Below are 23,966 nucleotides of genomic sequence, written 5' to 3' on the forward strand. Positions count from 1 at the left end.
AGAACGTACATCGACGCTTTAACCACGCACGATTTAATCGTCACTGAGGCTTTCTCTATTGTTTCCGAGAAATCATTAACTGTTTTTTCGACAATCTCGGAAGATGGATCTGCGGCAAAATGAGCAAATATGAGCAGTAAATCATCTCTGTATATAAATCATGAAGGCCGCAGAACATTAAACCAGCATCGGCAAAGTAGAGCCGACCAAGATCAACGCCATACTCCAGTTAAAAAGGCGCATGTGCAATTCCTGCTTTAACACTCGACTGATTTTCTTGCCTGCGTACGCCCAAATAGAGGCGGAAGGCATATTCACAAATATAAACGCCAGTGTGACCAAAGTCAGTCCAAACAAACTTGCTGTCGGGTTATAAAGGCTCACCGCCGATAAAGCCATCGTCCAACCTTTTGGATTTATCCATTGAAATAAAACAGCGGCCGAGAACGTCATCGGCTGATATGAAGCGCTCTCCACTTGCGGACGACTACGCGCAATTTTTAATGCAATGTAAACTAGAAACACGCCACAAATCACGCGCAGCGCATCATGAATTTTAGGGAAAGTCTTAAAAACCTCGGCTAAACCCAGTCCCACTAAAAAAATCATAAGGCCAAAGCCAAAGATGACGCCCAACATATGGGGAATAGTCCGTCTAAAGCCTACGTTGGCACCCGAGGCCATCAACATCATGTTATTAGGGCCGGGTGTAAAGGTAGAAACGAAAGCGAATAGCAAAAGCGCTAGTAATGACTGATCCATGACAGCAACCTTTCTCAGTAAAATATGGCGCATAGAATAACTGGAATACTATGAAATTTTGTGCTTTTATTGCCACTAAGGTAGAAAATTAAGAAATAATATTCTCACATGGATAAATTTGACGAAAAGATATTGCAAGAACTGAAAAGCGATGGGCGAATTTCCAATATCAAACTGTCAGAGCGTATTGGATTATCGCCGTCGGCAACATTTCGGCGAGTACAGGAACTTGAACGCAAGCGCGTTATCAAAGGCTATCGCGTAATTTTAGACCCTGAGCAGCTCCAAATCGGTTTTGTCGCATTCGTCACCATTGGCTTAAGTGACCACCGCAGAAGCTCGCAGCTAGCTTTTGAGCAACACGTTGCAGATGTACCCGAAGTTGTTGAGTGCCACAACGTAACAGGAACCCACGAATATCTGTTACGCGTTGAGGCAACTGACCTCAAACATTTTCAACGCATACACTCCAACGTGCTGGGTGAGTGCCCACATGTCAATGCCATAACCACAATGGTTGTGATGGAGTCATCAAAAGATCAGCGCAGTTGAATTAGGTAGAAACCGAAGGTCCTTTCCTCGCTCAAAGCTGACAGAAAAATTTCTCACTGTTCGGTACTATTGCTTTCTAAAGGCTCGCCTTCCTCATCCTGCAGCTGATTATCAAATGCTGCTTGAAGACCCGTTTCCTCTTCAGGTATGTCACCTTCATGTTCAGTATGCCCGGGATAAAATGGTGATATTAGTGCGATAAGAACGCCCACCGCTGCAAAGATAGAAAAGCTCTCGGCATAACCAAATTCACCGACTAGTAAGCCAATAATAGGCGACCCTGCTGCCTGGCCTAAGGCACAAGCTACAAAGGGCAGCACAGGTCCTATTGAAAGGCGACCAGGCAATAAGCGAATACCTGTCATCAAGTACAGACCGGTCAGACTCATGTAGGCCAAGCCGAAGATCAAAGCTGAAAACACGGCAAGATAGATTTGACTTGGGCTGGCGGCTAATAGAGTTAAACTGGTTGTTAGCATCATCAGCATTAGTGCATGCGTGATAGCCGGGTTATTTCTATCGGCCAAATCACTAATAATAGCGCCCCCCAAACCTGCAATACCTAAGGCCAACCATAACCAACCGCTTTGTTGAGATGATAATGAGCCCAAATTAGTGACTAAATCCGGCCCAAACGTCCAATAAGCTGAAGCGATAAAGCCCATGGCGAAAGCAAATAAAGATAGCTTTAATAAACGCCACCATTGTCTAGCTTTGATTTTCGGTGGTGGCGCTGCATTTGATGGGGTTAGCCTGGAAACCGAAGGAATTAAATACCAGGCAAGAAGGACCCCAATAACGGCTATTACCGTGAATGATAAATAGGCGTAGCGCCACGCCCCAACTAAAAATAATACAGCTGGAACAGAGAGCGCGACGCCAATGCTTGTACCCGCATTCATTACTGAACTGACCCGTCCGTGGATTGAGCGATCGACCAAAGCCTGCATGGCTGAAGTTAAAGCGGGCATCATTAAACCAGTGCATATACCGCAAGCAAATACTCCTAAACCGAGACTTATGGGGCCAGTGGCCTGACTTACTGTAGCCAGACCGAAAACACTAAATAAAGCAGATAACACTGTCGTGTTACGGGCACCAAAATATTTAGTAACTAAAGGAGCCGCTGAACTGATAAAAACGAAACTTATAAGGGGAAGTGCGGCGATAACACCGATTGTATTCGCGCTGATTTCTAGGTCAGCGCGTATTTGCGGGACAAACAAACCGAAGGCGAAACGAGCTAAACCAAAGCTTATGGCAATAAGTGTGGCGCCTGTAAGCGCAAAGCGGGTGCCTGAGACTTGTCCCATAAAAGCACCTTAAACCGATGATTCATGCTATCAGTTTAAGACGCTTTTATGGGTTACGAAACCCTTGGGTATGGTTACTGTCAATTCACATTAACTACGTCGTTTGCGTCCCGAACCGCTTTTAACATAGCTTGCGTGTCCTCAGATGAATACCAACGTCCGTTAGACATAACGCCCGAAATTGCTCTCGTATTGTGAATATCCGCCAGCGGGTTACTGTCCAGTACCACAAGGTCTGCCTGGTAGCCTGAGGCAATTACCCCAGTTTGCAGTCCCATCCACTGTGCGGTTTCAACCGTCGCGCTTCTCAATGCATCGGCCGGGGTATAGCCGGTACGAACCAGCGCGGCAAGCTCATCATGCATGGAAAACCCGGGAACCATTACAGGCACATTTGCATCAGTACCCGCCAGAACCTTGACCCGATTATCGCGCATAGCCTGCAAAAGTATCTGGTTGGCTTTTGCGTAAGCTTTCCAATAACGCTGATTACCGGGAACACGCTCTTCAGGATAGTCTTCCGGTAAACGATAAATGTTTACTTCGGGCAGCCACCCCATGACTTTAATACTTGGGTGTAGAGCCTCCGCAATTCCGCGGTTTACATGCTCTACGTGAACATGACTCAGTGCACTTTCTACGCTCATTTTCTGTGCAGGAAAGCTTTCGACAAGCGCCAGAGTAGAAACCACCGCCATATTATTCTCTGCCAGACGGCTTGCTATGTCGGTACTACGCTTTTCTACAAACTCCAGAAAGACCTCAGTATTATCGCGGCCATAGCCACCAAACTCCCGATCCAGGGCTTTAACAAACTCTTCAACATGGGCTATTTCTTTCAGGTTCGATGGCCAAAGCTCTGAAAGTGGCAGGTTATATGGAATATGCCCTAAAATTTGTATATCGCTATTACCCGCCTCCTCGTTAAAAGCAAAGAAGTGGTCATTGCTTAAAAGCGTGTAAATTTTTATGGCATCGTAGCCTGCGTCTTTAATCTCGTTTACCCGCTCAGGTATATCGTCGATATCGGCTACCGGGTTTATTTTTGCAGCCCAACGGTCGAACAAGCCAGCAATACCACTTGAGCTATTATGACGCCGGGTTGCCACAAATAAGTCCGGCCCCGGCCGTCCTGATGCAATTTCAGCACGCCATTGCAGGTGTTCTTCACTACCATTGAGCTCACGTACATGAGTAACGCCATTAGCCAGATACAACAACAAATCATTCGCGCTTTGCCATAAGTGTACATGCGCATCAATAAGGCCGGGAATTATAAACTTGCCTGTGCCATCAATGACTTGCGCATCCTCAGGTAATAAGAGGTCGCTCCCCACTTTTGTTATTTTGCCTTCTTGAATCAACACCGTCTGATTAGGACGCATGTACTGTCCATTATCAGACAACACGTTTGCGTTGGTAATGGCGTAAGCTCCCTGAGTTTTTGCATAAAGCGCAGGGCCTACAACAGGAACATATTCTCCCCAGGCTTTATTCACCTGGTAGTACATAACACCGAAACTGGTCGCGCTGAGAGCAAGCAATAAAACAACTAACCACAAACCGAGTTTCTTTAAGTTTAAAGCTTTCATAACTAATTACCTTTGGTTCTGATAAGTGCATTCAGAATAGAAAGGCAACCCAACAAAAGCTGGTCGATTATGAAAAAAATCACGTCAATTTTGAAAATTCTGCAGGTTTTTTCGGAATTGAGACGGCGTCATTCCGGTTTCTTTTTTGAAGGCACGATTAAAAGGCGGTAAGGAGTTAAACCCGTTATTCAGTGCAATGGTTAAAATGGGCAGGTGGTCGTTCTCCCGTTCTGAGAAGCAGTCCATCACGCCTTTAAGCCTGAAAGAGTTAATGTAATGGCTGAAGTTAGTGAAGCCCGTTTGGGTGTTTATCAAGGTTCTCAATTTATGCTCTGCTACCCCCAGCTTTTTGGCCAAATCAGCAATGGTCAGAGCTTCTTCTAAATACATCTTGTCTTGTGTCATTAGCTTGTCGAGTTCGGCCAGTATTCTTTTATCCACTGCTGACAATTGCTTTTTCTGAGACGCGTTCCGATAAAAAGTCAGCGCAGACGTGTCGCCCTTTAATACCCATAGGCTCATGGAAAAAATGGGAAGCCAGACGCTCAGCGCGTTAATTGTAGACTGGGCGCTTTGCAACCAAACAGAGCCCACCAAAACCGCGACCAAAACAGACGCTGAAATAATAAACAAAAAATAAAGTCGATAGGTACGCCGGGCTTCAATTAAGTCATCATTCCGGCCTATTAGCGTAACGAACACCATATGTGCCACCAGAAAAAGTGACAGCGTAATGACAACAATGGGCCACCACGCAGGCAGCTCATTCAACCAACCCAGCCAAACAGCCCGTTCAGCCAGCATAGAGGCGCTTACTGCAATTAAAGCAAGCCAATGGAGTTTTCCTGGCCTGAAATCTCGATGAAAAAGGGTTAACACAAATACCCAGGTAACCGGCAAAAGCAAAGTATCCAGTAACCGAAAGGGAACTTGCCACACCATAGGAAGCGCAAATTCAGCGGGCATAGAACCAAGCAGAAAGCTTGCCAGGCAGAGGTTTGTAGCCACCATTAAAGTACAGCGTCTGGAACGGGGCAGATCTTTAATTACCAGCACCGTCATAAGCAACAACAAGCCCAGTGCGGAAAACCGGATGAATGCGTCAATCAATAACATAAGCCTGTGCCTTGGGCTGTCCTGAGAATCAGTATCTTTAGTTAAATTATAACCAGCCTTGAGATAAAATCTGAAAATTAATCTAACCCGGCTTTGTCTTCCAAAATCAGCTCACCGTTAAGACTATGTAAAGCTATTCGGTAATTGCCAGCAGTCGCTGTCTACTTGGGCTATTTGTTCCAATCGGTTATTATTTATTCACATACACTTCGAAGGTTGCCTGCATGTCACACAACAAATTTGACATTATACCTGCTGCCAGCTTTTCTAATATTGGGTTAGAAATGATTCCGCCGTTTCCAGGCCTCTCCAGCTGGGTTCAGTGCTTGTGGGTTAATAATGACTTAAAAAACAGTTCGCGCCATGTTGAAGAAAAACTCTACCCCGATGCGGGGTCCAGTTTAACTTTTGAAATACGTAATACTCGGATCAATGCTCGTTATTTTCACCATACTCGAGTCGTTACTCATCGTTGGGATACATCAACAAGACACATTAGCGTACGATTCCGCCCGGGAGGCGCGAAAGCACTGCTGGGGCTGGATATCGATGATTCGCAGAACATCGAAATAGATTTATTCGACACACCCGTTTCTCAACAACTCAGTTTACAGCCATTAATGGACATGCTGCCTGCTCTCTCGGCAGACCAGCAAGTACAAGCGGTACAAAACTGGTTACTAACGCTGAGTTATCGCGCTCAAGAACCGAGTCGTAAGTGGTCGACTTTATTGGCTCATGCGTCTGCTGATTTAATACCGCCTCAGCAACTGGCGTTACAGAACGGGTTTAGTCGACGCACACTGGAAAGGCAATTGCGCAAATACTTAGGTTTTACACCAAATCAGCTACACGGCTTTGCTCAAATTCGAGCCGCCCGACAATATTTGATTTTGACACCAGACAGTCTCAGCGACATTGCTCTTGCCTGTGGCTACTTCGATCAAGCGCACTTTACAAATGCTTTCCGTGAGCAAACCTTGGAAACGCCACTGCAATACCGCCAAAGAAAAATGTCGCAAATCTCCAATCGATAGCTAGCGAATGTTCCTAAAGTATCCGGAGTTAATCTTTGGAGGACATTATGCAACACCGAATTTCACAATCTTCACTTTATAAACAATGCCCGCGCCTGGTGACTCATTTAACCGCGTTAGGCGATGTACCGGAATCAGTAAATCTGTCTCCGCAACTTCTGCATCTCGTCAGACTGCGCGCATCACAACTAAACCACTGTGGCTTTTGTCAGAAAATGCATACCGATGAAGCCCGAGCTGATGGTGAACTCCAGTCAAGGCTAGATGTGCTTCCGGCCTGGAAAGAATTATCGTGTTTTACCGCAGAAGAACGGGCTGCTTTGGCCTGGACGGAAGCACTAACGCTAATCAACCATGTAGAAATCACAGATGCTGTCTTTCAGTCGGCACTGGATGCTTTTGGAGAAAGTGGGTTAATTGAATTGACTACGGTCATAGTACAGATAAATAGCTGGAATCGTATTGCAGTGAGCTTCCGTTTCCAACCCGACATAAAATAATGGGCCGTAGTATGAAAGCAACTTTCTTACAGCGCCTTCAAAAAAACACATTAGGGATATTGGCTAGCTTGTCGTTCTTCTTTGGGAGCATGCTATTTCTACCCACTTTCGCAAGCTATGCAACGGTCGGTGTGTGGCTCTTCATGACAGGATCAGCGTTGATGTTTATCGATATTATTCGCTCACTAAATGATTAGTGGGCGAATAGACCAGCGAGTCAATTACTGGACCAAGACACTCTATTTCTTCCATCTCTTTTACTTTTATAAAGAGCTAAATCGGCCTTTTTGTAGGCGCTGTTAAATTCATCTTCAGCCTTTAACTCTGTCGCACCAATCGAGACCGTGACCTTAATAGACTGATTTTTATCAATAGTAATAGCGTTGCCCTCAATCGCTGTGCGCACTTTTTCCAAAACTCTTTCGGCTTTCTCTCGGGGAAGATCAGTCAAAAGCAGGGCAAATTCTTCTCCGCCAACCCGCGATACGCAATCACTAATACGTACAAGTCCAGCTATTTTACGAGCCGTTTGCTGCAAAACCTCATCACCTGCGTCATGACCGTAGTTATCATTTACTTTTTTAAAATGATCAACATCGATGATGGCAAAGCAAGTAACATTTGCGAACTTATTATCGTTGGGCTCCAGCTCTTCAAATCTCTCAGTAATAAACAACCGATTCGACAGTCCGGTTAAAAAATCGGTATAAGCAAGTTTCTCTAACCTCTTAGTCTTAGACGAGTTAATAATAATAGTCTCAATAGCAGAGCAAATTAAACTCATTAACTCAATATCGAGCTCGGTAAACGGTGTAAGCCGTGTCTCAGGACTAGTGAAGTTTAACGTTCCCCAGGTTATCCCATTAACTCTTATAGGCAGCCCCAGGTAGGTTTGCAGTTGAAATTTTTCATAGCAGGGGTGGCCTGAATATTCGTCGCTTTCAGAAGCATGCGTAGTTGTAATGACCTCATTAGCCGTCAACGTCACCGAGCAATAAGTATCGCCTAACGGAAAAGTTGTTTCAGCAGGGATATCTGCTGTTTCCGAGTACGAATATTTAACCGTGTAAGTATCATTCTCAACATGGCTTACAAGCCCTGTTTGAACATTTAAATAATGACAACCCAGTTTAAGCAAGTTATTGATACGTTCGGTTGATAATACCTGTGACTGGCAATTTACTACATCGTGAACCGCTCGCAGCACTTCGGCTGCACTCGCATATTCGGTCACATCGTTTATAACCGCGAAAAATCCATTAACTTTTTTACTCAAGCCTTCAAAGTTAGGAACATACTTGATATCCAGTAGAATAGTGCGCCCGTCTCTCAGGTTCACTTTATCAGTAAAGCCTATTTCCTCGCCTTTCAGTACTCGATCATGAAGCTCCGAAATTTTTCCATAAGACTCTTCCCCAACAACCTCGGCAATACTCTTACCTTTAATGTTTTTGAGTTTTACACCGAAAAAGCCCTCATAGGCAGTGTTGACGAATTTGTAACGACGCTCATTATCCACAAAGGCAAGCAGGTAGGGCAGCACGTTTGATAACTTCTTAAAGGAGCGATCTACTTTCATGATTTGGCTCGAATTTCTGCTGAGTCATTCTAATTTTAGCATACACAGGTGTTTTGACTGTGTACACCTAGTTACTACTAGAGAAAGTTCCTCCCAAATTGCAATTTCCCCTTTACCTCCACCACTCATCTCGCTTATGCTAAATAGCCGTTTAGACGTCTAAACGGCTTATTAATTCATTTTGTGAGGTATTTAATGAAATCAAAGTTCTTTACGTTATCAACTATTGCCGCTGGGCTTATCGCTGCATCGGCATCCCCAGCTCTGTTAGCCAATGATGCTAGCTCCGAGCTGGAACGCATTAGTGTTACGGGTTCCTACATTAAACGGGCCCAGAATGAAGACGCCACGCCGTTGCAAATTATTGATGCCAGCGACATATCGGCCAGTGGTGAAATTACGCTCACAGACTTGCTGCGTGACTTAACGGTGAATACCGGTAACAGTTACGACGAGCAATACACCAGCAGCTTTTCGGCGGGTTCGGCTTCGGTTGGCTTACGCGGCTTAAGCCCCAAAAACACGCTTATTCTGGTGAATGGTCAGCGGGTGTCTAACTACGGTTTTGCGTTGGGGACTCAGGATACCTTCGTTGACTTAAACGCGTTACCTTTAGGCGCGGTGGAGCGCATAGAGGTACTGAAAGACGGCGCTTCCGCAGTATATGGCTCGGACGCTATTGCCGGGGTTATCAACATTATTCTACGCAACAACGTACAAAGCACTCAGTTCCGCGCGGGTGTCGGCGGTGCCAGCGAAGGTTCATTAACGCAATACAGTGCGGGCGTTATCAGCGGGTTTGGCGACATAGCAGGCGACGGCTATAACCTGACATTCAGCTACGACTACCTGACCCGCGAGCGTTTAAACGCCGATGACCGCGACTTTACTCGCTCGGGTGACTTTCGCGACAAGCCCGGCGGGCGTTTGTCTGGCTGGTCGTCGCAGGGCGGTAATTATTTAAGTGATCCGCAAAACCCTCAGGCTTTTGAGAACTGCCCGGGCATTTCTGAGAAAAGAGACCGAAGCGATTTTACCCCTGGCGCAGACGGCCAGGTGTGCGCCTTTAACGCTCAGCCATACAACACGCTGCAGCCGGAAGTTGAGCGACACCAGTTCTCACTACAGGGCACTTTGCAGCTTACCGAGGACATACAGGCGTACAGTGACTTTCTGTACAGCAATAACCGTTCAAGCCACGTGTTTGGCGCGCCGTTAAGTGTCGGTGCCGGACTGCGGGCTTACAATGAGGAAACCGGCAGTTTAGTCGATATTCCGGTGGAATTACCGGTCGGGCATCCGGATAACCCGGGTTCAGAGGCCTTACCTTTTGAATACACCTTTTTTGATGTAGGCGAGCGCGTAAAAGCCAATAAACAAGACTTTCACCGCTTTCTGGCCGGTGTTAATTACCGGGGCTTAGACTGGGACTGGTCAGTTAACGTGCTGAATTCACAAAGCCGCCAGCGCGAGTACGTTGATAACTTTATTAACCGCTACACTTTTGAAGATATGCTGGCCAGCGGCGAATATGACTTTTTTAACGGCAACAATGACCCGGCAACCATTGAAGCGTTGCGCATTGATACGCGTCGTCCGGGCTTTTACGAGCTAAACAGCATTAACGCTAATGCCAGCACCATTTTAAAAGAGCTAGATAACGGCCCGCTAAGCGTTGCCTTTGGGGTCGACTGGCGTGAAGAAGAAATGGATGCGGGAACTTCACCGGAAGTGTTATCGGGCACCGAGCTGCGCCCGGCTATCAACCTGGTTAAAGGGAAGCGACAAGTTGCGGCAGGCTTTGTTGAGCTGGACGTTCCTGTTGTCGAGAACCTGAACGTAAACCTGGCCGGCCGTTATGACCATTATGATGATTTTGGCTCAGCCTGGTCACCTAAAGTGGCGTTTCACTATGTATTAGGCGACGATTGGCTTCTGCGCGGCTCGTGGTCACGCGGCTTCCGTGCACCATCGCTACCGGAAATTGCAGAAAGCAACACCATCAGTTATGGCTCGGTTATAGACCCTAACGACCCTATTAATCCGGGCGCGAGTCGTGGTTTCACGCAAGTGCGTACAGGTAACTCTGAACTCGATGCCGAACGCTCAACCAACCTCAATGCCGGTATTATCTGGTCTCCGCAAAAAGGTGCCAGCATTGCTGTCGATGTATTCGAAATTGAGCAGGACGATATTATTGCCCCCGACAACGCGCAGTTTATTGTCAATAATGAAGGCCTGTACGCAGACCGCATTCAGCGCGACGACGCCGGGCGACTGCAAATTATCAGCAACCAATACCGCAACCAGGGCACCCGTTCCACCCGCGGCTTCGATATTGATGCGAATTACCAAGTGCAGTTAAACAACTCGACGCTTCAGTTTCAGAGTACCTGGTCACGGCTTTTAGAATACAAGCAGGCCTTAGTTGCCGGTCAGGAACCTACTGACGGCGCTGGCAGTAATATATTAGGCGCATTGCCTAAGTGGAAAGGTAACAACCAACTGCGCTGGCTTATTAGCGACTGGCAATGGGGCGTCAGCCTCAACTACACCAGTAGCTATGAGCAGCAGGTGGCCACGCAAAGCAGTAACCCGGGTTTAGATGAAAAGGTCGACAGCTACTGGCAGGTTGACTCGCAGCTGGTTTATCAGGGTTTTGGTGACACTCAGCTAACCCTGAATATCAGCAACCTGTTCGACGAGCAGCCGCCGTTTGATCCGGCTGGCGGAGCCTACGGATACGATATGACCCAGTACAATCTGCGCGGTCGTACAGCTAACCTATCTATTGTTCACAATTTTTAGCGGAAAATATCAGCAGGGTCAGAAAAATTTCTTCTGACCCTATTTTGTAAACGTGTGATCTAAACACCCTTCTTACGCTATAGTACAAGGAGTCTTAATAAAGGAAGCTTGCGCTTATGAAAAAATGGATCTGGATAATTGCATCGGGAGTTACCGCACTAGCGGCGGTTAATGTCCAGGCGCAAGAACTGTCTGATATGCAGCAATGTCTGCTGGATGAAATGAACAACACTAAGGCTGACGCCACCATTGCGGATATTCGCTCTACCTGCGAAGAACAACTGCGGTCAGCTGAGAATGACGAAGATATAGTGGAAGTCGATGCGGTTGAAGACCCCGGTGCTTTAACCAGCCGCATGAAAAGCGAACAAGTTACCCAGTTTGACCCTTATGTATTAACACCGCACCGTCGTAACTATTTATTACCCGTTATTACCACGAACAACATTAACCGCCTGCAATATGCCGATGTTGAAGGTTACGAGCAGAACCTGGAAGACTATGAAGCAAAGTTCCAATTAAGTTTCAAAGTGCCTTTTAACAAAGAAAGTTTGCTGTTTGAAGACGACCAGTTGTTTTTTGGCTTAACCGTGCAGTCCTGGTGGCAGGTGTATTCCAGTAATATTTCTAAACCATTCCGCGAAACCAACTACATGCCCGAGGTTTTTTATGCCACTTCAACCGGCTGGCACCCTTTTGGTACCAATACCGCGTTAGTTTTCGGTTTAGAGCATTTGTCTAATGGGCGTAGCCAGCCATTGTCACGCAGCTGGAACCGCGGTTACATGCAATTTGTGGTAGAAAAAGGCCGCTTCGTTTTCTCGCTGAAACCCTGGTTACGTTTTCAGGAAGACGCCAAAACAGACCCCATGCAATCGAGTGGTGACGACAACCCGGATATTACCGATTACGTGGGTGACTATGAATTCACCACCGCCTATAACGATGGTGACTTCGAGTACATTCTCAGGCTCCGCCATGCCGTGGATACCGGCAGAGGGTCGGCAGAGCTTAACTGGACATTCCCTATTGGCGGGAAGTTTATTGGCTATACCTCAATTTTCACCGGTTACGGAGAGAGCCTGATTGACTACAATCACAAGCAGACTCGCTTTGGTATCGGTATAGCCTTAAACAACATTCTATAAGGGTTTAGAAACTATAGGCGGCTGACAACCATAAGCGTCGGCCGTCTTCAACATAGCCGTACTCTTCTACACCAATTTCCTTGTCGAATAAGTTGTAAACACCCGCAGCCAGCTTTAAGTCACGCGTAACAAAGTAGTTCACACCAAAATCCGCCAGTGTATAAGACGGCGCGACCAGAGAGCCCTGTGAAGGCCCGGTTGTCGGCTGGCTCTCTTCACCACGATAATGCACACGCAACCAACTGTTCCAGCGCTTACCTGGCTTCCAGTTCAGTGAGGTTTGTACTAAGTGCTTAGGTAGCTGGTTTAATGGCTCACCTTTATATTCACCCGATTTTTGCTCAGAGTCGGTGTAGGTATAGTTACCTTTCAGTGACCACTCCCGGCTGAAATGCGTACTTAAAGTCATTTCAATACCGCGAGTAACGGCTTCATCAATGTTAATTCGGGTGGTTGGCATAGAGCCAAATTGATTAGGCCCTGCATCGCAAATGCTTTCAGGACAGTCTACCCGGGTGATTTTGTCGTCAAACTCATTGTAGAACACGGTAATTGAGGTTGAGCTACGACGTCCCCAGTCTGTGTATAACCCTAACTCGTAGTTGGTCGACGTTTCAGCTTCTAAATCCGGGTTACCGTAAACGTTACCGCCGCGGCTGACTTGTCCCCAGTCAGCGGTTGTTTCACGCAGGCTTGGCGCACGGAACCCGGTAGAAACACCACCTTTAATGGTTGTGGCATCGCTTAGAGTATAAACACCGTACACTCGCGGGCTCCAGTGTCCACCAAAAATGTCGTCATCGTCGTAACGAACACCAGTCGTCAGGTTAAAGTCATTGAATATTGGCCAGGCGGTTTCTGCAAAGGCGGACCATTGCGAGCCTTCAATGCGGTTACGATCACTTATCTGGTTACTGGTTAAATCTTCCAGCTCTTCCTTTTGGTACGCCACGCCAAGATTCATAGAGCTCTCTTCAAGCAGTGGTACGTTCCAGTGACTCTGAAAATCGGTGTTTTTAATGGTCATAATACGCGCTTTGTTTTCATATTCATCGCGCTTTAAATAACTGCGGGCGCCCACCATACCCCACTGACCATTATGGGCAATGGACACGCTGGTATTATCATATTCAGTGGTTGATGACTCCGGGCAGCCACGACGACCGCATTCCTCGCCCGGCGCCAGCGGCTCAATGGTTTTGCCGACAGAAGCGTCAATGCTTTGCTGAGCTGTACCCACTTCAAACAAAATTTCATGGTCGCGGTTTGGTGTGTAAGCCAGTTTTAAGTCGGCGTCTTCTGCGGTTTTATCCCGGTAGCCAGAAACAATTTCATCTTCCAGACGACGCGTATAACCGGCCGACAATTGAATGCCCAAAGTATCTTTAATTAGCGAGCCGGAGGTAAACAAGTTGGTCTGGTAACTGTTGCCTGACTCCGAACGTTCCTGCAAGGTGCCATCAACGCGAATTTCCGAGCGCCATTCTTCCGGTGTTTTACGGGTAATGATATTGATAACGCCGCCTATTGCGTCCGACCCGTAAAGTGATGACATAGGCCCCCGTATAACCTCTATCCGGTCAATTGCCGCCAGCGGCGGTGTCCAGGCACCTTCAACGCCGGGGCCATCACTGTTTGGACGGGTTTCACGCGAGCTCTGGCGCTGGCCGTCGACCAAAATCAATGTGTAGTCGGCACCCATACCACGCAGGCTAATATCCTGGCGATCACCTCCGCCGGTCACGATAACGCCCGGGGCGTCAGTCATGGCGTCGGTTAAGTCTTTATAAAAACGCTGAGAAAGGTCTCTTCTGTCAATAACGGAGATTGAAGCGGGCGCTTCTTTCAAATGCTGAGCAACACCTGACGCCGTTACCACCATAACTTCCATATCTTTATGTTTATGATGTTTTCTTTTAGGCTTTTCTTGTTCCTGAGCCTGAGCCACGCCTACTGCTGATGCTACAGTTAATGCTAAAATGCTCAATTTTAAGCCGCTGATACTGCAATTCATGTTCATCCCCTAATGAATTATAAATGCGAATTATTTTCATTAGCGATTTTAACTGGTACTATGGAATCAGCAATTTCAAAAATATTGAAAGCTTCTTTAGCAGGACTTAAAACATGAATCCGAAAATGATTCGATCATTAAAAGCTTTTACCCGTACGGTAGAACTCAACAGCATGAGTGCCGCTGCAAATGAACTGCATATGACAGTGTCCGCTATTAGCCAGCAGTTGCAGCGACTGGAAAACGACAACGGAATTTCGCTTTTTCACCGCAATACGCGCTCGCTTTCACTTACCGAAGCTGGTCAGGTTTTTTACCAATCGTGCCTCGATATGCTCGCTATTGCAGCGAAAAACCAGGAACGTTGGGATCAATTAACGAATCAGCCGCAAGGGCAAATAAAAATTATTGCGCCCGTGGGTTTTGGCGGCGGTTTACTAAGCGAACCCTTAAAACAACTACAACACGAGTTTGCTAACGTAAGCTTTCAGCTGCATATGACCGACGAGCCTATTGACCTCATTACCGCCGGGGCAGATCTGGCTATTCGCATTGGTCCGCTGGCCGATTCAACCTTATACGCCAGACATTTAGCAGACTGGCACATGGTTCCTTGCATTGCTGCTGAGCATCCTGCGGCTGAGAACTCGATAAAAAGCTTTGATGATTTACCCGAAGGTTGTTTTATTGGGCACATACCCAGCTTACCCAATAAGGATTTCCCCAAGCCAAAAGTGCTGCTGAACAACATGCAGACGGTCGTCCAGTTAACGCTTGATGGTGTTGGCTATGCGCTACTTCCGCAGCCGGAAATTAAGCATTATATTGAGAGTGGACGTTTACTGCGTTTGTTGCCTGAATGGGAAGGCAGCCCGTACAGTGTTCACGCGGTACTGCCAATTAAAGACAACATACCGGCGAAGACTGAACGGACGATTGAAGTGCTAAGCCATTTCTTTCATCGACTGTAATGAATGTTCTACTTCACTTTCGCCTGCCATTAGGTCAAAAGCTCTCATCTCAGTGCCGCTTTCATCCAGGCAGCGGCGCAGCACACTGGCAACATCCTCACGCGGAATAGAACCCGGTGCCAGCGATTCGCCAACAACCACTTTACCGGTTGCTTCTTCGTCGGTTAGCGCTCCCGGACGCACAATGGTCCAGTTAAGTTTGGTGCGCATTAACTCGCGGTCGGCGTAATGTTTGGCGGCATAATAAGGAAGCAGAGCTTCAGCCCAGTTCTCACGGTTATTCGACTGCCAGGCACTGACCATGACAAAACGTTTTACGCCCACAGATTCCGCTGCTTCCATGGTTTTAACTGCGCCGTCTAAGTCGACTAACAAGGTTTTATCGTCACCAGAGCTTCCACCGGAGCCTGCGGTAAATACCACAGCGTCAACGCCCTGAAGCAGTTCTTCCAGTTGTGAAACGGGGTCTTCTAAATCACCTAATTTGGTCGTAACGCCTCGGTCTTCCCAGGCTTTTTGCTGTTCTTCCTTGCGCACCACCGCAATCACTTCATGCGTTTTTGCGTGCTGCATCTGTTCAACTAAATGCTGACCAATTTTTCCATTTGCGCCTATAACTGCTACTTTCATTAACGACCTCCTTAAATATTTCGTTGTTTGAGCTTACGTAACAAAAGCTTAGTTTAGATCGCTCATTTACACCGATTTACAGGCACAAAAAAAGGCAACCCGAGGGTTGCCCTTTTAGACTTCGAGGCGCGTAATTACAGCGCTACGATGTTCTCAGCCTGAGGACCTTTAGGGCCTTGAGTTACTGCGAACTCAACGCGCTGGCCTTCAGTTAAGGTTTTGAAACCGTCGCTAGAAATAGCGCTGAAATGTGCGAAAACGTCTGCGCCGTTTTCACGTTCGATGAAACCGAAGCCTTTTGCTTCGTTAAACCATTTTACTGAACCAGTAATTTTCTCTGACATAATATATCTTCCTGTAACTTTTAAGTATGTGGCCATTTAGGCCGATGATGCGGGTAAAAATAAGAACTTAGAACTACAGGACGATGGTATTAATAATAATAGGTCAACGAAGTGGAGTCTTTTAACTAACTGTCTTTCTATCCGACACCGTGGAGTCTACGCTTATTCCACTGCGAGTCAAACTATTTACCAAGTTATTTTCATAATAAGTTTAAACATCGCTTTCACTGGCCCAGACAACACGGTTGCGACCTTCTCGCTTAGCCTTGTACAGCGCCTGATCCGCTCTTCTGTAGATACTGGAAACATCGTCATCGGGGTGGCTTTCTGACGCACCGACACTTACCGTCGGATTAATGACTTCACCCGAATCTAAGGTAACGACCGTTTCCTCAACCGCCGCCCGTACCCTCTCCAGTACTTGCGAGGCACTTTCATGGTCGGCATAAGCAAGCACCACCATAAACTCTTCGCCACCGACTCTAACCACACTGTCACTGCTACGAACTGCGGCTGACATAGCTTCAGAGCCTGCAATTAATACTTTGTCACCAATATCGTGGCCATAGGTGTCGTTAATGGTTTTAAAGTGGTCAAAGTCGATAACCGAAACGACAAAACCTCGCCCGCCATTTTGCCGGACCAGGCTCTGCTCCAGTATTTCCATACCCGCTGAGCGATTTTTTAACCCGGTTAGTGCATCGGTGTAGGCAATTAGTGCCATATCATCACGCTGGCGAATTAAATCGGAGCGAATCTTTTGCTCAGCAATAACCGTTTCCAGTGCGGTACCCATCATTCGCACCATTTCAATTTCCAGCTCAGTAAAAGGCTCTGCTCTTTTGCTTTTACGAGCAAAACCCAGAACTCCCCACACCTGGTCATTAATAATAAGTGGTGTACCTATATAAGTCTCCAGGCCATAGGTTTGATAACTCGCGTGCTCTTTAAAGCGCGAATCTTTTGACGCGTCATTGGTATAAATTAGATGGTTAGCCTTAAGCACAACAGAACAGTAGGTGGTTGCCAGCGGCAGCTGCGTTCCTGCGGAAAAGTCCATTTTCGCCGTTTGCACCCACTCAATCGTATAAGTGCCGTTCTGAATGGAGCTGGCCGTTCCTATATCAACACCTAAGTATTCAACACCCACTTTTAACAGCTCATCAATAGAAGCCGGGTCAATGCGCCGTCCACGTTTATGGATAACTTCATGAATCGTGCGCATAACATCAACCGACGCATAATAGTCGCTGACATCTTCAATAAGCACATAAATACCAATGACGTTGTCTTGCTCATCAATTTCAGGAAGGTAGCGAATATCTAAGAAGCTTTTGCGTCCATTGCGAAAAGTGACCGAATCTGAAAACTCCATCTTCTCGCCGGTGGCAAAAATATGGTCATGATTGGGCTTTATGCGTTGATAAGACTCTTCGCTAAGTACATCGGTTAACGGTTTGCCCAGCATTTCCTGCGGGGTCAGGTCAAAGAACCCCGCATACGACGTATTTACATAGCGAAACAGCCGGTCTCTGTCGACATAAGCCACCATAGTTGGTAGCTGTTCAATAATTCTATGAGTAATATGATGTTTTGTCATGACGCCTCATCATTTTATGGTTCGACAGAGCAAGCAACGCTAATTAATGTGATATTACTAATAGTGTAGCAACAACCCACACTCTAGACTGGCAAGATTGCTTTAAAAAATCCAGCACCTTTACGTCGGGCAAATTCGATATTGCGCTCAGGAATCGACTCAGGGTCGTCATAATCTCTCAGAGCCCCTTCAATACTGGCCTCACGCAATAAATGTAAAGTTGGATACGGGGCACGGTTGGTATAATTTGCCGGGTCGTCCTGGGGCTCGCCCTCAAAGCAGTAATCGGGGTGAAAATGCGCCAGCTGGTACACGCCTTCGTAGCCTTCCTCAATAAGCAAAGCATCGGCAACATCAACCAAATTCAGAAATTCGTAAAACCCTTCAAACCCCGACGGCAGAATAAGCAGCGTGGTTTCGGTTTCAGGTGTGGTATCCAGGTGTTTAGCTTCATCCAGCAACTGCTGTAAAACAACTTGTGGCTTGCGATTTTCGGCTACACTATAGCGAATACTCTTGCGCTCAACTTCGCGGCGTGCAAAAGGGCAGATGTTGTACTTTACAATAAGCTGTTGCACCCAGTGCCGGGTTTGCTCAATAATCTGATGGGTATCGGTCGTCATATTTCTTGTCTTCGCTAAAAGGGGCGCCACTTTGCCATGAAATCACTTGAACTCAAAATACCACCTTTGCTGGTTGTTGCCATAGTCGCCGGTTTAATGTGGTTAACGGCTCACTATACGCAGGCCTTTAACCAATTTTATGTCGGCCAGCGCGCCGCAGCTATTTTTCTATTGGCATTAGGAGTCTTGCTGCCCTTGCTGGGCGTAATCGGTTTTCGCAAAGCACAAACTACGGTAGACCCCCGCGCTCCCAACAAAAGCACCGAACTTGTCACTACCGGAATATACCAACGAACACGTAACCCCATGTATTTAGGCTTTTTCTTTTTGCTTATGGCCTGGGGCGTTTTTCTGGGAAGTATCTTTTCTTTATGGGGGCTGGCATTGTATGTCGCCTATATGCACCGCTTTCAAATTCTGCCGGAAGAACGTATGTTAACCGAAACTTTTGGCGAAGCTTACAAAAACTATTGTCGTAGAACCGGGCGCTGGTGGTAACCGACAGCTTCAGAACAACTGTCGGTGTTTTAAGCTGCGACCGAGTAAAATTAGGCCTGACAAACTAAACCATAACGCGATGGTAGCGGCAATAATGTTCAGTAAGCTGTTAAAATCGCGTTCGCCACTGTAGTCCATAAAGTGTAAACGAAACATCCAGTCACTTAGCCACCAATTGTTATTGCGGTGATCGACCACTTCACCGGAGGCAGCGTCAACATACACTCGCGTATGAATGTCATCGGTAAAAGTGACTCTATAACCGGGCTTGTTCCAGTCAATAATTTCATCACTGCCCGTTACAGCCTGTACTTCTTTGACCGAGCCTGGTCCGTTATAGCTTTGTCGTGCCAGTTTTGCGGCCAGCGGCGCGGAGGTTTGCCAGCGCTCGCCGGTCTGGGCATTCACATAATGTCTGGAGCCATCAACTGTCAGAACCAGGTACTGAGCCGTTTCCGAAATTGAGCGTATTTCCACACTTTTAATGTTATCGAAGCGCTCAATTAGGGCGTTTTCAGGGTAAAAAACAGACCCGACCGGCGCTTTAGGAGCGCTTTGAAAGTAGTCATGAGCGACCAGACTCTGGTGGCCCACCCAGCCGAAGTACAAGCCACTGACCAGCCAGATAAGCACTTGTATAAAAATAACCAGACTCAGCCAGCGATGCAGTTTACGCACATACCTCATGCAGCTCGCCTGCTTTTTCTACGCGGCCGGAAATGGAAGTAAAGCAGAGCCGTGCCAGTTATCACAAAAAGTATATTCGCTATGCTAAACGCCTTTAACCACCAGGTTTCAATATCCACTCGGTCTTGGTAATCCATTATGTGAAGCATCCAGAAAAAGTCGAACAGTCGCCAGAAGTTATGCCGTTTGGTCACCAGCTCCCCGGTTGTCGCCGAGAAGTACAAGGTAGCACCGGCCAAATCATTAAAGTCTACTCGCCATACGGGTAACAAAGCGGGGTTAAGTTCACCCGGCGGCCGGTCTTCGATATAGCTAACCTGGGCTTTTGTCTCTTCGTTACCGGTGTAGTGTTGACGAGCAATATAGCCAATATCCATGCGATCAAGTGTGACCGGCTCCAAAGATTCGGCGTTCAGTAATTGCGTACCGGTTTGGCTTTCAACGCGATAAACCGTCTGCAAAGAGCCCTTTACCCACTGGCGCATAAGACGCACCGAGGTGGCTTGCGGATGTTGCTCTAATACCCAGCTTACCGGCGAAGTTAACGCGTTATCAGCTATAGGTTGTTCAAGCTTTTTCACCAGATGGTCGCCGTGAATGAAGCTTAAATCAAAGAACACCATATAGGCGCCACTAATGCTCCATACCACTAACTGCAGGCCAAAAAGAAGAGATAACCAGCGGTGCCAGATGCGCCATTGTCGTAATTTCATCAGGGTTATCCGTGCCCGCCGCGTTTAAGTTAAGCCCCTAAAATTATCGACTTGCCCTGTAAAAGTCAAAGCAGTTCTTTCACTCTTTGTCTTAATTCCGGAATAACCTCAGTTTCAAACCATGGGTTACGCTTCATCCAGATATTGTTGCGGGGGCTCGGATGAGGTAATGGTAATAACTGCGGCCAGTAACTTCGCCAGTCTCTGACACGTTCGGTCAGGCTTCGCTTAGGTTCCTGCAAATGCCACTGTTGCGCGTATTGACCAATAGCCAGTATTAATTCTAAATTGGGTAGCTGTTGCAGTATTTGCTCGCGCCAGGTGGGCGCGCATTCGGGGCGGGGCGGCAAGTCACCGGACTTACCAGTGCCCGGATAACAAAAGCCCATAGGAATAATAGCCAGTTCTTCGGCATTGTAAAAAGTGTCTTTATCAATGCCCATCCACTGACGAAGCCTGTCGCCACTGGGGTCATCGAAAGGCTTACCGGAGGCATGAACGCGCTTTCCGGGGGCTTGTCCGGCAACTAGAATTCTGGCTTTAGGGTGCAACTGTACAACGGGGCGGGCACCAAGCGGCAGCTCTGGTTCACATAAGGTACAGGCACGGACATCACGCAGAATTTGTTGCCAATGCGGCGGCTCTTCCCATTTCATAACCTTGCTCCAGCAGCTTTTTATCCTGAGTGAAACGTCCTACCGGAAAGTCCTCCGGCGGAGCCAGAACGGTCATTTTACAGTCCGCGGGAGGGTTATCAATAAAGTTAATAGCGTCATTGTAAACTGCCGAGCGGCGGGCTACTGCGTCAAATAAGGCAGGATGGTGTTTAAAAAAACGCTTAGTAAACTTAGGCAGGGGTCTTATCTTCTTTCGGAAACCTCGCGGCCGGGACAAAATAACCGTTATATCCAGCGCACCCATTTCATAGGCTTTAATCACCGGAATAGAATCACCCAGTCCGCCATCCGTCATAGGCGCTCCACCAACGGCGGGAAACTCGCGGTAGGCCAGCGGAATAGCACAGGAAGCAGGAAATAGTTCGTGTAAGTTGTCGACTGTCACCCTGGTATACACCGGAAACCCTGTATCGACATTGGTCGTTACAACGTATAAAGGCCGGTTCTGCTCCAGGTAATGACGGGTATTCAGTGGTACTTGTTCAAACGAAGCGTGCCAAAGCCAGCTCACATCGCAAAAATGTCCGCCTTTTAAAAAGCGTCGCCAGTTCAAAAACTCGGGCTGTAGCGCATGCTGCAAGAGAATTTTACGGTTACGTCCGTGGTCGCCGGCAAGAAAACCAATCAGGTTGGTTGAACCTGCCGACACCCCAATTGCAAAATCAAAGTTGGTTTGTCCGGTTTCAAGAAAGCCGTCCAGCACACCAGCGGCGAAGATACCGCGCATGGCGCCACCTTCTACCACTAGTGCTTTTTTACTTTGCTCCTGGGTCATACACCTGCTTATTTTTTACTTCTCAATACTCTTTATTTTTCAATAAAGGCCTGCTCAATCACGTAGCTGCCTTGCTTACGCGATGTTGCTTTACTAAAGCCCCGTTCATTGAGAATAACCATCAGATCTTGAAGCATAGCGTCATTACCGCACAACATAAAGCGATCGTGTTCAGGGTTCAGATCTGGCATACCAATGGTTTTGGTTAAGGTGCCAGACTCCAGCAAATCGGTAATACGTTGCTGATGCGCTTCATCACGGAATGGCTCGCGGGTCACTGTCGGGTAATAAATGAGCTTTTCCCGCACCCAGTCACCAAAGTATTCGTTATTTGGCAGAATCTCAGAGATTTCTTTTTGATACGCCAACTCAGACACCCAGCGCACACCGTGAACCAAAACGACTTTATCGTACTGTTCGTATATGTCGGGGTCTTTAATAACGCTCATAAAAGGCGCTAAACCGGTGCCGGTACTGAGCAAGTACAAGTTTTTGCCTGGCAGTAAGTGCCCGGGTACTAACGTGCCTGTAGGGCGTGTCGACAACACCACTTCGTCACCCACCTTGATATGTTGCAGGCGCGACGTTAAAGCGCCGTCCGGCACTTTAATACTGAAGAACTCAAGCTCTTCTTCATGGTTTGCACTGGCAATGCTGTAAGCTCTGAGCAGAGGCTTGTCTTCCAGCTGCAGTCCCATCATTACAAACTGACCGTTTTCGAAGGTAAAGCTTGGTTGGCGTGTGGTTCTAAAGCTAAACAGGGTGTCGTTCCAGTGGCGTACCTGAGTCACTTTTTCCGCAATGATACTTCTCATAACAATTCCTCATTGGCGATTTTGTGCGCATAATAACATAAAAAAACTAAATCTAAATGAGAATTTTTATCATTAACTATTGAAAATGAGAACGGTTTTTATATAAGATACATGCACTGTTGTTTGTAAAGGAAGAAAAGTGAATGGCTCGACGCTCGGGTGGCCGCAGAGGGTGGTCTTTAAAAGACTGGCATTGGATAAGCTCTGCCGTTTGCCTCATTGGCATGTTGTTGTTTTCAGTCACCGGTATAACGCTAAACCATGCTGGCTGGATAGAATCCGCACCCAGCGTCGAAAGCCATGAAAGCTCTCTCCCACAAACGGAATTGGACCGGTTGGCGAATGCTTCAGGGAATGACGCTCTACCAACTTTTTTCCACCGCTGGTACGAAGATAAGACGCAAAACAGCATCAGTTCAAATGCCGAAATCGAATGGAGTGACTACGAATTGTACGTCGCCATGCCCCGCCCTGGCGGGGACAGCTGGTTCAGCGTCGATTTAACCAGTGGTGCTTTTTACTCTGAAACCACCGATCGCGGCTGGATTGCCTATTTCAATGACCTCCACAAAGCCCGCAACACGGGTTTTCTCTGGAGCCTTTTCATTGACGTATTTGCCATTGCCAGCATTTTATTCACAATTACGGGGTTATTACTTTTGAAAAAATACAGTAAAGGGCGCAAGTCCACCTGGCCGCTGGTTCTGGCCGGTTTCATCATTCCTTTGTTCGCCGTTATGGGGTCAGCACATGCTGCTGAAAACGAGCTCAATGTCGAAATTCCCCGCCTGTCAGTCGCCGAATATCACGCACCTTACCTGGCGATATGGCTGGCCAATGAACGCAACCAACGGGTTGCTGACATTGCAGTCTGGTACGACGTTAACCTAAAAGATAGCGAAGGCGAAAAATGGCTTAAAGACATACGCCAGTGGTGGCGTCGAAGCGGCCGCATGGCTGACATGCCTATAGACGGTGTATCGGGCGCAACCCGACGCCCCGGCACTCACAAGGTGGATTTAACACCGTTATTAACCAAATTACCGGAACTTGAGCCCGGCCAGTACTACTTGTATGTAGAAGCCGCGCGCGAAGTCGGCGGTCGCGAAATGCTGCGCCTGCCATTGTCTTTACCTATCGATAGCCCAATATCCATCTCAGAGACCGGCGAGCACGAGCTTGGCCGAGTGTCATTAAAACTGGAGCCTTAAT

24 protein-coding genes are annotated in these 23,966 nt (G+C 47.3%); 9 read left to right on the forward strand and 15 right to left on the reverse strand.

The window, feature by feature from the left end; genetic code table 11:
• Positions 1-177: 177 nt before the first annotated feature.
• A complete protein-coding gene (locus tag IL_RS12715; protein WP_011235704.1) occupies positions 178-762 on the reverse strand; it encodes a LysE family translocator in 585 nt (194 codons plus the stop codon).
• Positions 763-870: 108 nt separating this feature from the next.
• On the opposite strand from IL_RS12715, the gene IL_RS12720 reads away from it, so the two are divergent.
• Positions 871-1,314: an Lrp/AsnC family transcriptional regulator gene (locus tag IL_RS12720; protein ID WP_011235705.1), complete on the forward strand. Its 444-nt coding sequence runs from the start codon at positions 871-873 to the stop codon at positions 1,312-1,314.
• Positions 1,315-1,367: 53 nt separating this feature from the next.
• Here the strand turns inward: IL_RS12720 and IL_RS12725 are convergent, their stop codons facing one another.
• The 3 genes from IL_RS12725 to IL_RS12735 form a co-directional block, all read right to left on the reverse strand.
• Positions 1,368-2,627, reverse strand: a complete 1,260-nt coding sequence (locus IL_RS12725; protein WP_011235706.1) for an MFS transporter — start codon at positions 2,625-2,627, stop codon at positions 1,368-1,370.
• An 80-nt stretch (positions 2,628-2,707) separates the two neighbouring features.
• Positions 2,708-4,219: an amidohydrolase family protein gene (locus tag IL_RS12730; RefSeq protein ID WP_011235707.1), complete on the reverse strand. Its 1,512-nt coding sequence runs from the start codon at positions 4,217-4,219 to the stop codon at positions 2,708-2,710.
• Between the two features lie 84 nt (positions 4,220-4,303).
• Positions 4,304-5,335, reverse strand: coding sequence for a helix-turn-helix domain-containing protein (locus IL_RS12735; protein WP_011235708.1), 1,032 nt, complete (start codon positions 5,333-5,335; stop codon positions 4,304-4,306).
• Positions 5,336-5,559: 224 nt separating this feature from the next.
• On the opposite strand from IL_RS12735, the gene IL_RS12740 reads away from it, so the two are divergent.
• Genes IL_RS12740 through IL_RS13845 form a run of 3 tightly spaced genes read left to right on the forward strand, consistent with a single transcriptional unit; the run spans position 5,560 to position 7,069 of the window.
• Positions 5,560-6,372 carry a helix-turn-helix domain-containing protein gene (locus tag IL_RS12740; RefSeq protein WP_011235709.1) on the forward strand — a complete coding sequence of 271 codons (813 nt, stop codon included), beginning with the start codon at positions 5,560-5,562 and terminating at the stop codon, positions 6,370-6,372.
• Between the two features lie 47 nt (positions 6,373-6,419).
• Complete coding sequence (locus IL_RS12745; protein WP_016341409.1) at positions 6,420-6,872, forward strand: carboxymuconolactone decarboxylase family protein; 453 nt, start codon at positions 6,420-6,422, stop codon at positions 6,870-6,872.
• An 11-nt stretch (positions 6,873-6,883) separates the two neighbouring features.
• Positions 6,884-7,069: a YrhK family protein gene (locus tag IL_RS13845; protein WP_081423233.1), complete on the forward strand. Its 186-nt coding sequence runs from the start codon at positions 6,884-6,886 to the stop codon at positions 7,067-7,069.
• 20 nt (positions 7,070-7,089) lie between these two features.
• On the opposite strand, the gene IL_RS12750 is transcribed toward IL_RS13845, so the two are convergent.
• The gene (locus IL_RS12750) at positions 7,090-8,451 is read right to left on the reverse strand and encodes a bifunctional diguanylate cyclase/phosphodiesterase (protein WP_011235711.1); all 1,362 of its coding nucleotides are present in this window, start codon (positions 8,449-8,451) and stop codon (positions 7,090-7,092) included.
• 195 nt (positions 8,452-8,646) lie between these two features.
• On the opposite strand from IL_RS12750, the gene IL_RS12755 reads away from it, so the two are divergent.
• Together IL_RS12755 and IL_RS12760 are read left to right on the forward strand one after the other, a co-directional pair.
• Complete coding sequence (locus IL_RS12755) at positions 8,647-11,259, forward strand: TonB-dependent receptor plug domain-containing protein (protein ID WP_011235712.1); 2,613 nt, start codon at positions 8,647-8,649, stop codon at positions 11,257-11,259.
• Between the two features lie 116 nt (positions 11,260-11,375).
• Positions 11,376-12,407: a phospholipase A gene (locus tag IL_RS12760; RefSeq protein WP_011235713.1), complete on the forward strand. Its 1,032-nt coding sequence runs from the start codon at positions 11,376-11,378 to the stop codon at positions 12,405-12,407.
• Positions 12,408-12,411: 4 nt separating this feature from the next.
• On the opposite strand, the gene IL_RS12765 is transcribed toward IL_RS12760, so the two are convergent.
• A complete protein-coding gene (locus IL_RS12765; protein WP_011235714.1) occupies positions 12,412-14,421 on the reverse strand; it encodes a ligand-gated channel protein in 2,010 nt (669 codons plus the stop codon).
• A gap of 113 nt (positions 14,422-14,534) precedes the next feature.
• On the opposite strand from IL_RS12765, the gene IL_RS12770 reads away from it, so the two are divergent.
• The gene (locus IL_RS12770; protein WP_011235715.1) at positions 14,535-15,392 is read left to right on the forward strand and encodes a LysR family transcriptional regulator; all 858 of its coding nucleotides are present in this window, start codon (positions 14,535-14,537) and stop codon (positions 15,390-15,392) included.
• Here the strand turns inward: IL_RS12770 and IL_RS12775 are convergent.
• From IL_RS12775 to IL_RS12790, 4 genes are all read right to left on the reverse strand, one after another.
• On the reverse strand, positions 15,366-16,022 hold the full coding sequence (locus tag IL_RS12775; protein WP_011235716.1) for an SDR family oxidoreductase: 657 nt from the start codon (positions 16,020-16,022) through the stop codon (positions 15,366-15,368). The two genes, IL_RS12770 and IL_RS12775, sit on opposite strands and share 27 nt — an antisense overlap.
• A gap of 134 nt (positions 16,023-16,156) precedes the next feature.
• Positions 16,157-16,366, reverse strand: coding sequence for a cold-shock protein (locus tag IL_RS12780; protein WP_011235717.1), 210 nt, complete (start codon positions 16,364-16,366; stop codon positions 16,157-16,159).
• Between the two features lie 211 nt (positions 16,367-16,577).
• On the reverse strand, positions 16,578-17,966 hold the full coding sequence (locus tag IL_RS12785) for a sensor domain-containing diguanylate cyclase (RefSeq protein ID WP_011235718.1): 1,389 nt from the start codon (positions 17,964-17,966) through the stop codon (positions 16,578-16,580).
• 83 nt (positions 17,967-18,049) lie between these two features.
• Positions 18,050-18,589: a DUF1415 domain-containing protein gene (locus IL_RS12790; protein ID WP_011235719.1), complete on the reverse strand. Its 540-nt coding sequence runs from the start codon at positions 18,587-18,589 to the stop codon at positions 18,050-18,052.
• A gap of 36 nt (positions 18,590-18,625) precedes the next feature.
• Here IL_RS12790 and IL_RS12795 point away from each other — a divergent pair, with 36 nt between their 5' ends.
• Positions 18,626-19,087, forward strand: a complete 462-nt coding sequence (locus tag IL_RS12795) for a methyltransferase family protein (RefSeq protein ID WP_011235720.1) — start codon at positions 18,626-18,628, stop codon at positions 19,085-19,087.
• A gap of 9 nt (positions 19,088-19,096) precedes the next feature.
• Here the strand turns inward: IL_RS12795 and IL_RS12800 are convergent, their stop codons facing one another.
• The 5 genes from IL_RS12800 to IL_RS12820 all read right to left on the reverse strand — a co-directional run bounded on the left by IL_RS12800 (position 19,097) and on the right by IL_RS12820 (position 22,754).
• Positions 19,097-19,774: a PepSY domain-containing protein gene (locus IL_RS12800; protein WP_011235721.1), complete on the reverse strand. Its 678-nt coding sequence runs from the start codon at positions 19,772-19,774 to the stop codon at positions 19,097-19,099.
• A complete protein-coding gene (locus tag IL_RS12805; RefSeq protein ID WP_011235722.1) occupies positions 19,771-20,487 on the reverse strand; it encodes a PepSY domain-containing protein in 717 nt (238 codons plus the stop codon). The genes IL_RS12800 and IL_RS12805 overlap by 4 nt, the downstream gene beginning before the upstream one ends.
• Before the next feature lie 65 nt (positions 20,488-20,552).
• Positions 20,553-21,143, reverse strand: coding sequence for a uracil-DNA glycosylase family protein (locus tag IL_RS12810; protein WP_011235723.1), 591 nt, complete (start codon positions 21,141-21,143; stop codon positions 20,553-20,555).
• Positions 21,100-21,939 (reverse strand): patatin-like phospholipase family protein, encoded by an 840-nt coding sequence (locus IL_RS12815; RefSeq protein WP_011235724.1) that lies wholly within the window; start codon positions 21,937-21,939, stop codon positions 21,100-21,102. Before IL_RS12815 ends, IL_RS12810 begins: the two co-directional genes overlap by 44 nt.
• Before the next feature lie 32 nt (positions 21,940-21,971).
• Positions 21,972-22,754, reverse strand: a complete 783-nt coding sequence (locus tag IL_RS12820; RefSeq protein ID WP_011235725.1) for a ferredoxin--NADP reductase — start codon at positions 22,752-22,754, stop codon at positions 21,972-21,974.
• A 143-nt stretch (positions 22,755-22,897) separates the two neighbouring features.
• Between IL_RS12820 and IL_RS12825 the strand changes: the two genes are divergently transcribed.
• Positions 22,898-23,965 carry a PepSY-associated TM helix domain-containing protein gene (locus tag IL_RS12825; protein ID WP_011235726.1) on the forward strand — a complete coding sequence of 356 codons (1,068 nt, stop codon included), beginning with the start codon at positions 22,898-22,900 and terminating at the stop codon, positions 23,963-23,965.
• The last annotated feature ends 1 nt before the right edge of the window (position 23,966 follow it).

The sequence above is a fragment of the Idiomarina loihiensis L2TR genome, from assembly GCF_000008465.1.
Taxonomy (GTDB): domain Bacteria; phylum Pseudomonadota; class Gammaproteobacteria; order Enterobacterales; family Alteromonadaceae; genus Idiomarina; species Idiomarina loihiensis.

Coding starts and splice junctions, on each gene's coding strand:
- IL_RS12795 (WP_011235720.1), top strand. CDS start 18,626: ATGAAATCACTTGAACTCAAAATACCACCTTTGCTGGTTGTTGCCATA.
- IL_RS12785 (WP_011235718.1), bottom strand. CDS start 17,966: ATGACAAAACATCATATTACTCATAGAATTATTGAACAGCTACCAACT.
- IL_RS12815 (WP_011235724.1), bottom strand. CDS start 21,939: ATGACCCAGGAGCAAAGTAAAAAAGCACTAGTGGTAGAAGGTGGCGCC.
- IL_RS12740 (WP_011235709.1), top strand. CDS start 5,560: ATGTCACACAACAAATTTGACATTATACCTGCTGCCAGCTTTTCTAAT.
- IL_RS12805 (WP_011235722.1), bottom strand. CDS start 20,487: ATGAAATTACGACAATGGCGCATCTGGCACCGCTGGTTATCTCTTCTT.
- IL_RS12825 (WP_011235726.1), top strand. CDS start 22,898: ATGGCTCGACGCTCGGGTGGCCGCAGAGGGTGGTCTTTAAAAGACTGG.
- IL_RS12725 (WP_011235706.1), bottom strand. CDS start 2,627: ATGGGACAAGTCTCAGGCACCCGCTTTGCGCTTACAGGCGCCACACTT.
- IL_RS12720 (WP_011235705.1), top strand. CDS start 871: ATGGATAAATTTGACGAAAAGATATTGCAAGAACTGAAAAGCGATGGG.
- IL_RS12765 (WP_011235714.1), bottom strand. CDS start 14,421: ATGAATTGCAGTATCAGCGGCTTAAAATTGAGCATTTTAGCATTAACT.
- IL_RS12745 (WP_016341409.1), top strand. CDS start 6,420: ATGCAACACCGAATTTCACAATCTTCACTTTATAAACAATGCCCGCGC.
- IL_RS12730 (WP_011235707.1), bottom strand. CDS start 4,219: ATGAAAGCTTTAAACTTAAAGAAACTCGGTTTGTGGTTAGTTGTTTTA.
- IL_RS12735 (WP_011235708.1), bottom strand. CDS start 5,335: ATGTTATTGATTGACGCATTCATCCGGTTTTCCGCACTGGGCTTGTTG.
- IL_RS12800 (WP_011235721.1), bottom strand. CDS start 19,774: ATGAGGTATGTGCGTAAACTGCATCGCTGGCTGAGTCTGGTTATTTTT.
- IL_RS12820 (WP_011235725.1), bottom strand. CDS start 22,754: ATGAGAAGTATCATTGCGGAAAAAGTGACTCAGGTACGCCACTGGAAC.
- IL_RS12770 (WP_011235715.1), top strand. CDS start 14,535: ATGAATCCGAAAATGATTCGATCATTAAAAGCTTTTACCCGTACGGTA.
- IL_RS12755 (WP_011235712.1), top strand. CDS start 8,647: ATGAAATCAAAGTTCTTTACGTTATCAACTATTGCCGCTGGGCTTATC.
- IL_RS12810 (WP_011235723.1), bottom strand. CDS start 21,143: ATGAAATGGGAAGAGCCGCCGCATTGGCAACAAATTCTGCGTGATGTC.
- IL_RS12750 (WP_011235711.1), bottom strand. CDS start 8,451: ATGAAAGTAGATCGCTCCTTTAAGAAGTTATCAAACGTGCTGCCCTAC.
- IL_RS12790 (WP_011235719.1), bottom strand. CDS start 18,589: ATGACGACCGATACCCATCAGATTATTGAGCAAACCCGGCACTGGGTG.
- IL_RS12775 (WP_011235716.1), bottom strand. CDS start 16,022: ATGAAAGTAGCAGTTATAGGCGCAAATGGAAAAATTGGTCAGCATTTA.
- IL_RS12715 (WP_011235704.1), bottom strand. CDS start 762: ATGGATCAGTCATTACTAGCGCTTTTGCTATTCGCTTTCGTTTCTACC.
- IL_RS12780 (WP_011235717.1), bottom strand. CDS start 16,366: ATGTCAGAGAAAATTACTGGTTCAGTAAAATGGTTTAACGAAGCAAAA.
- IL_RS12760 (WP_011235713.1), top strand. CDS start 11,376: ATGAAAAAATGGATCTGGATAATTGCATCGGGAGTTACCGCACTAGCG.
- IL_RS13845 (WP_081423233.1), top strand. CDS start 6,884: ATGAAAGCAACTTTCTTACAGCGCCTTCAAAAAAACACATTAGGGATA.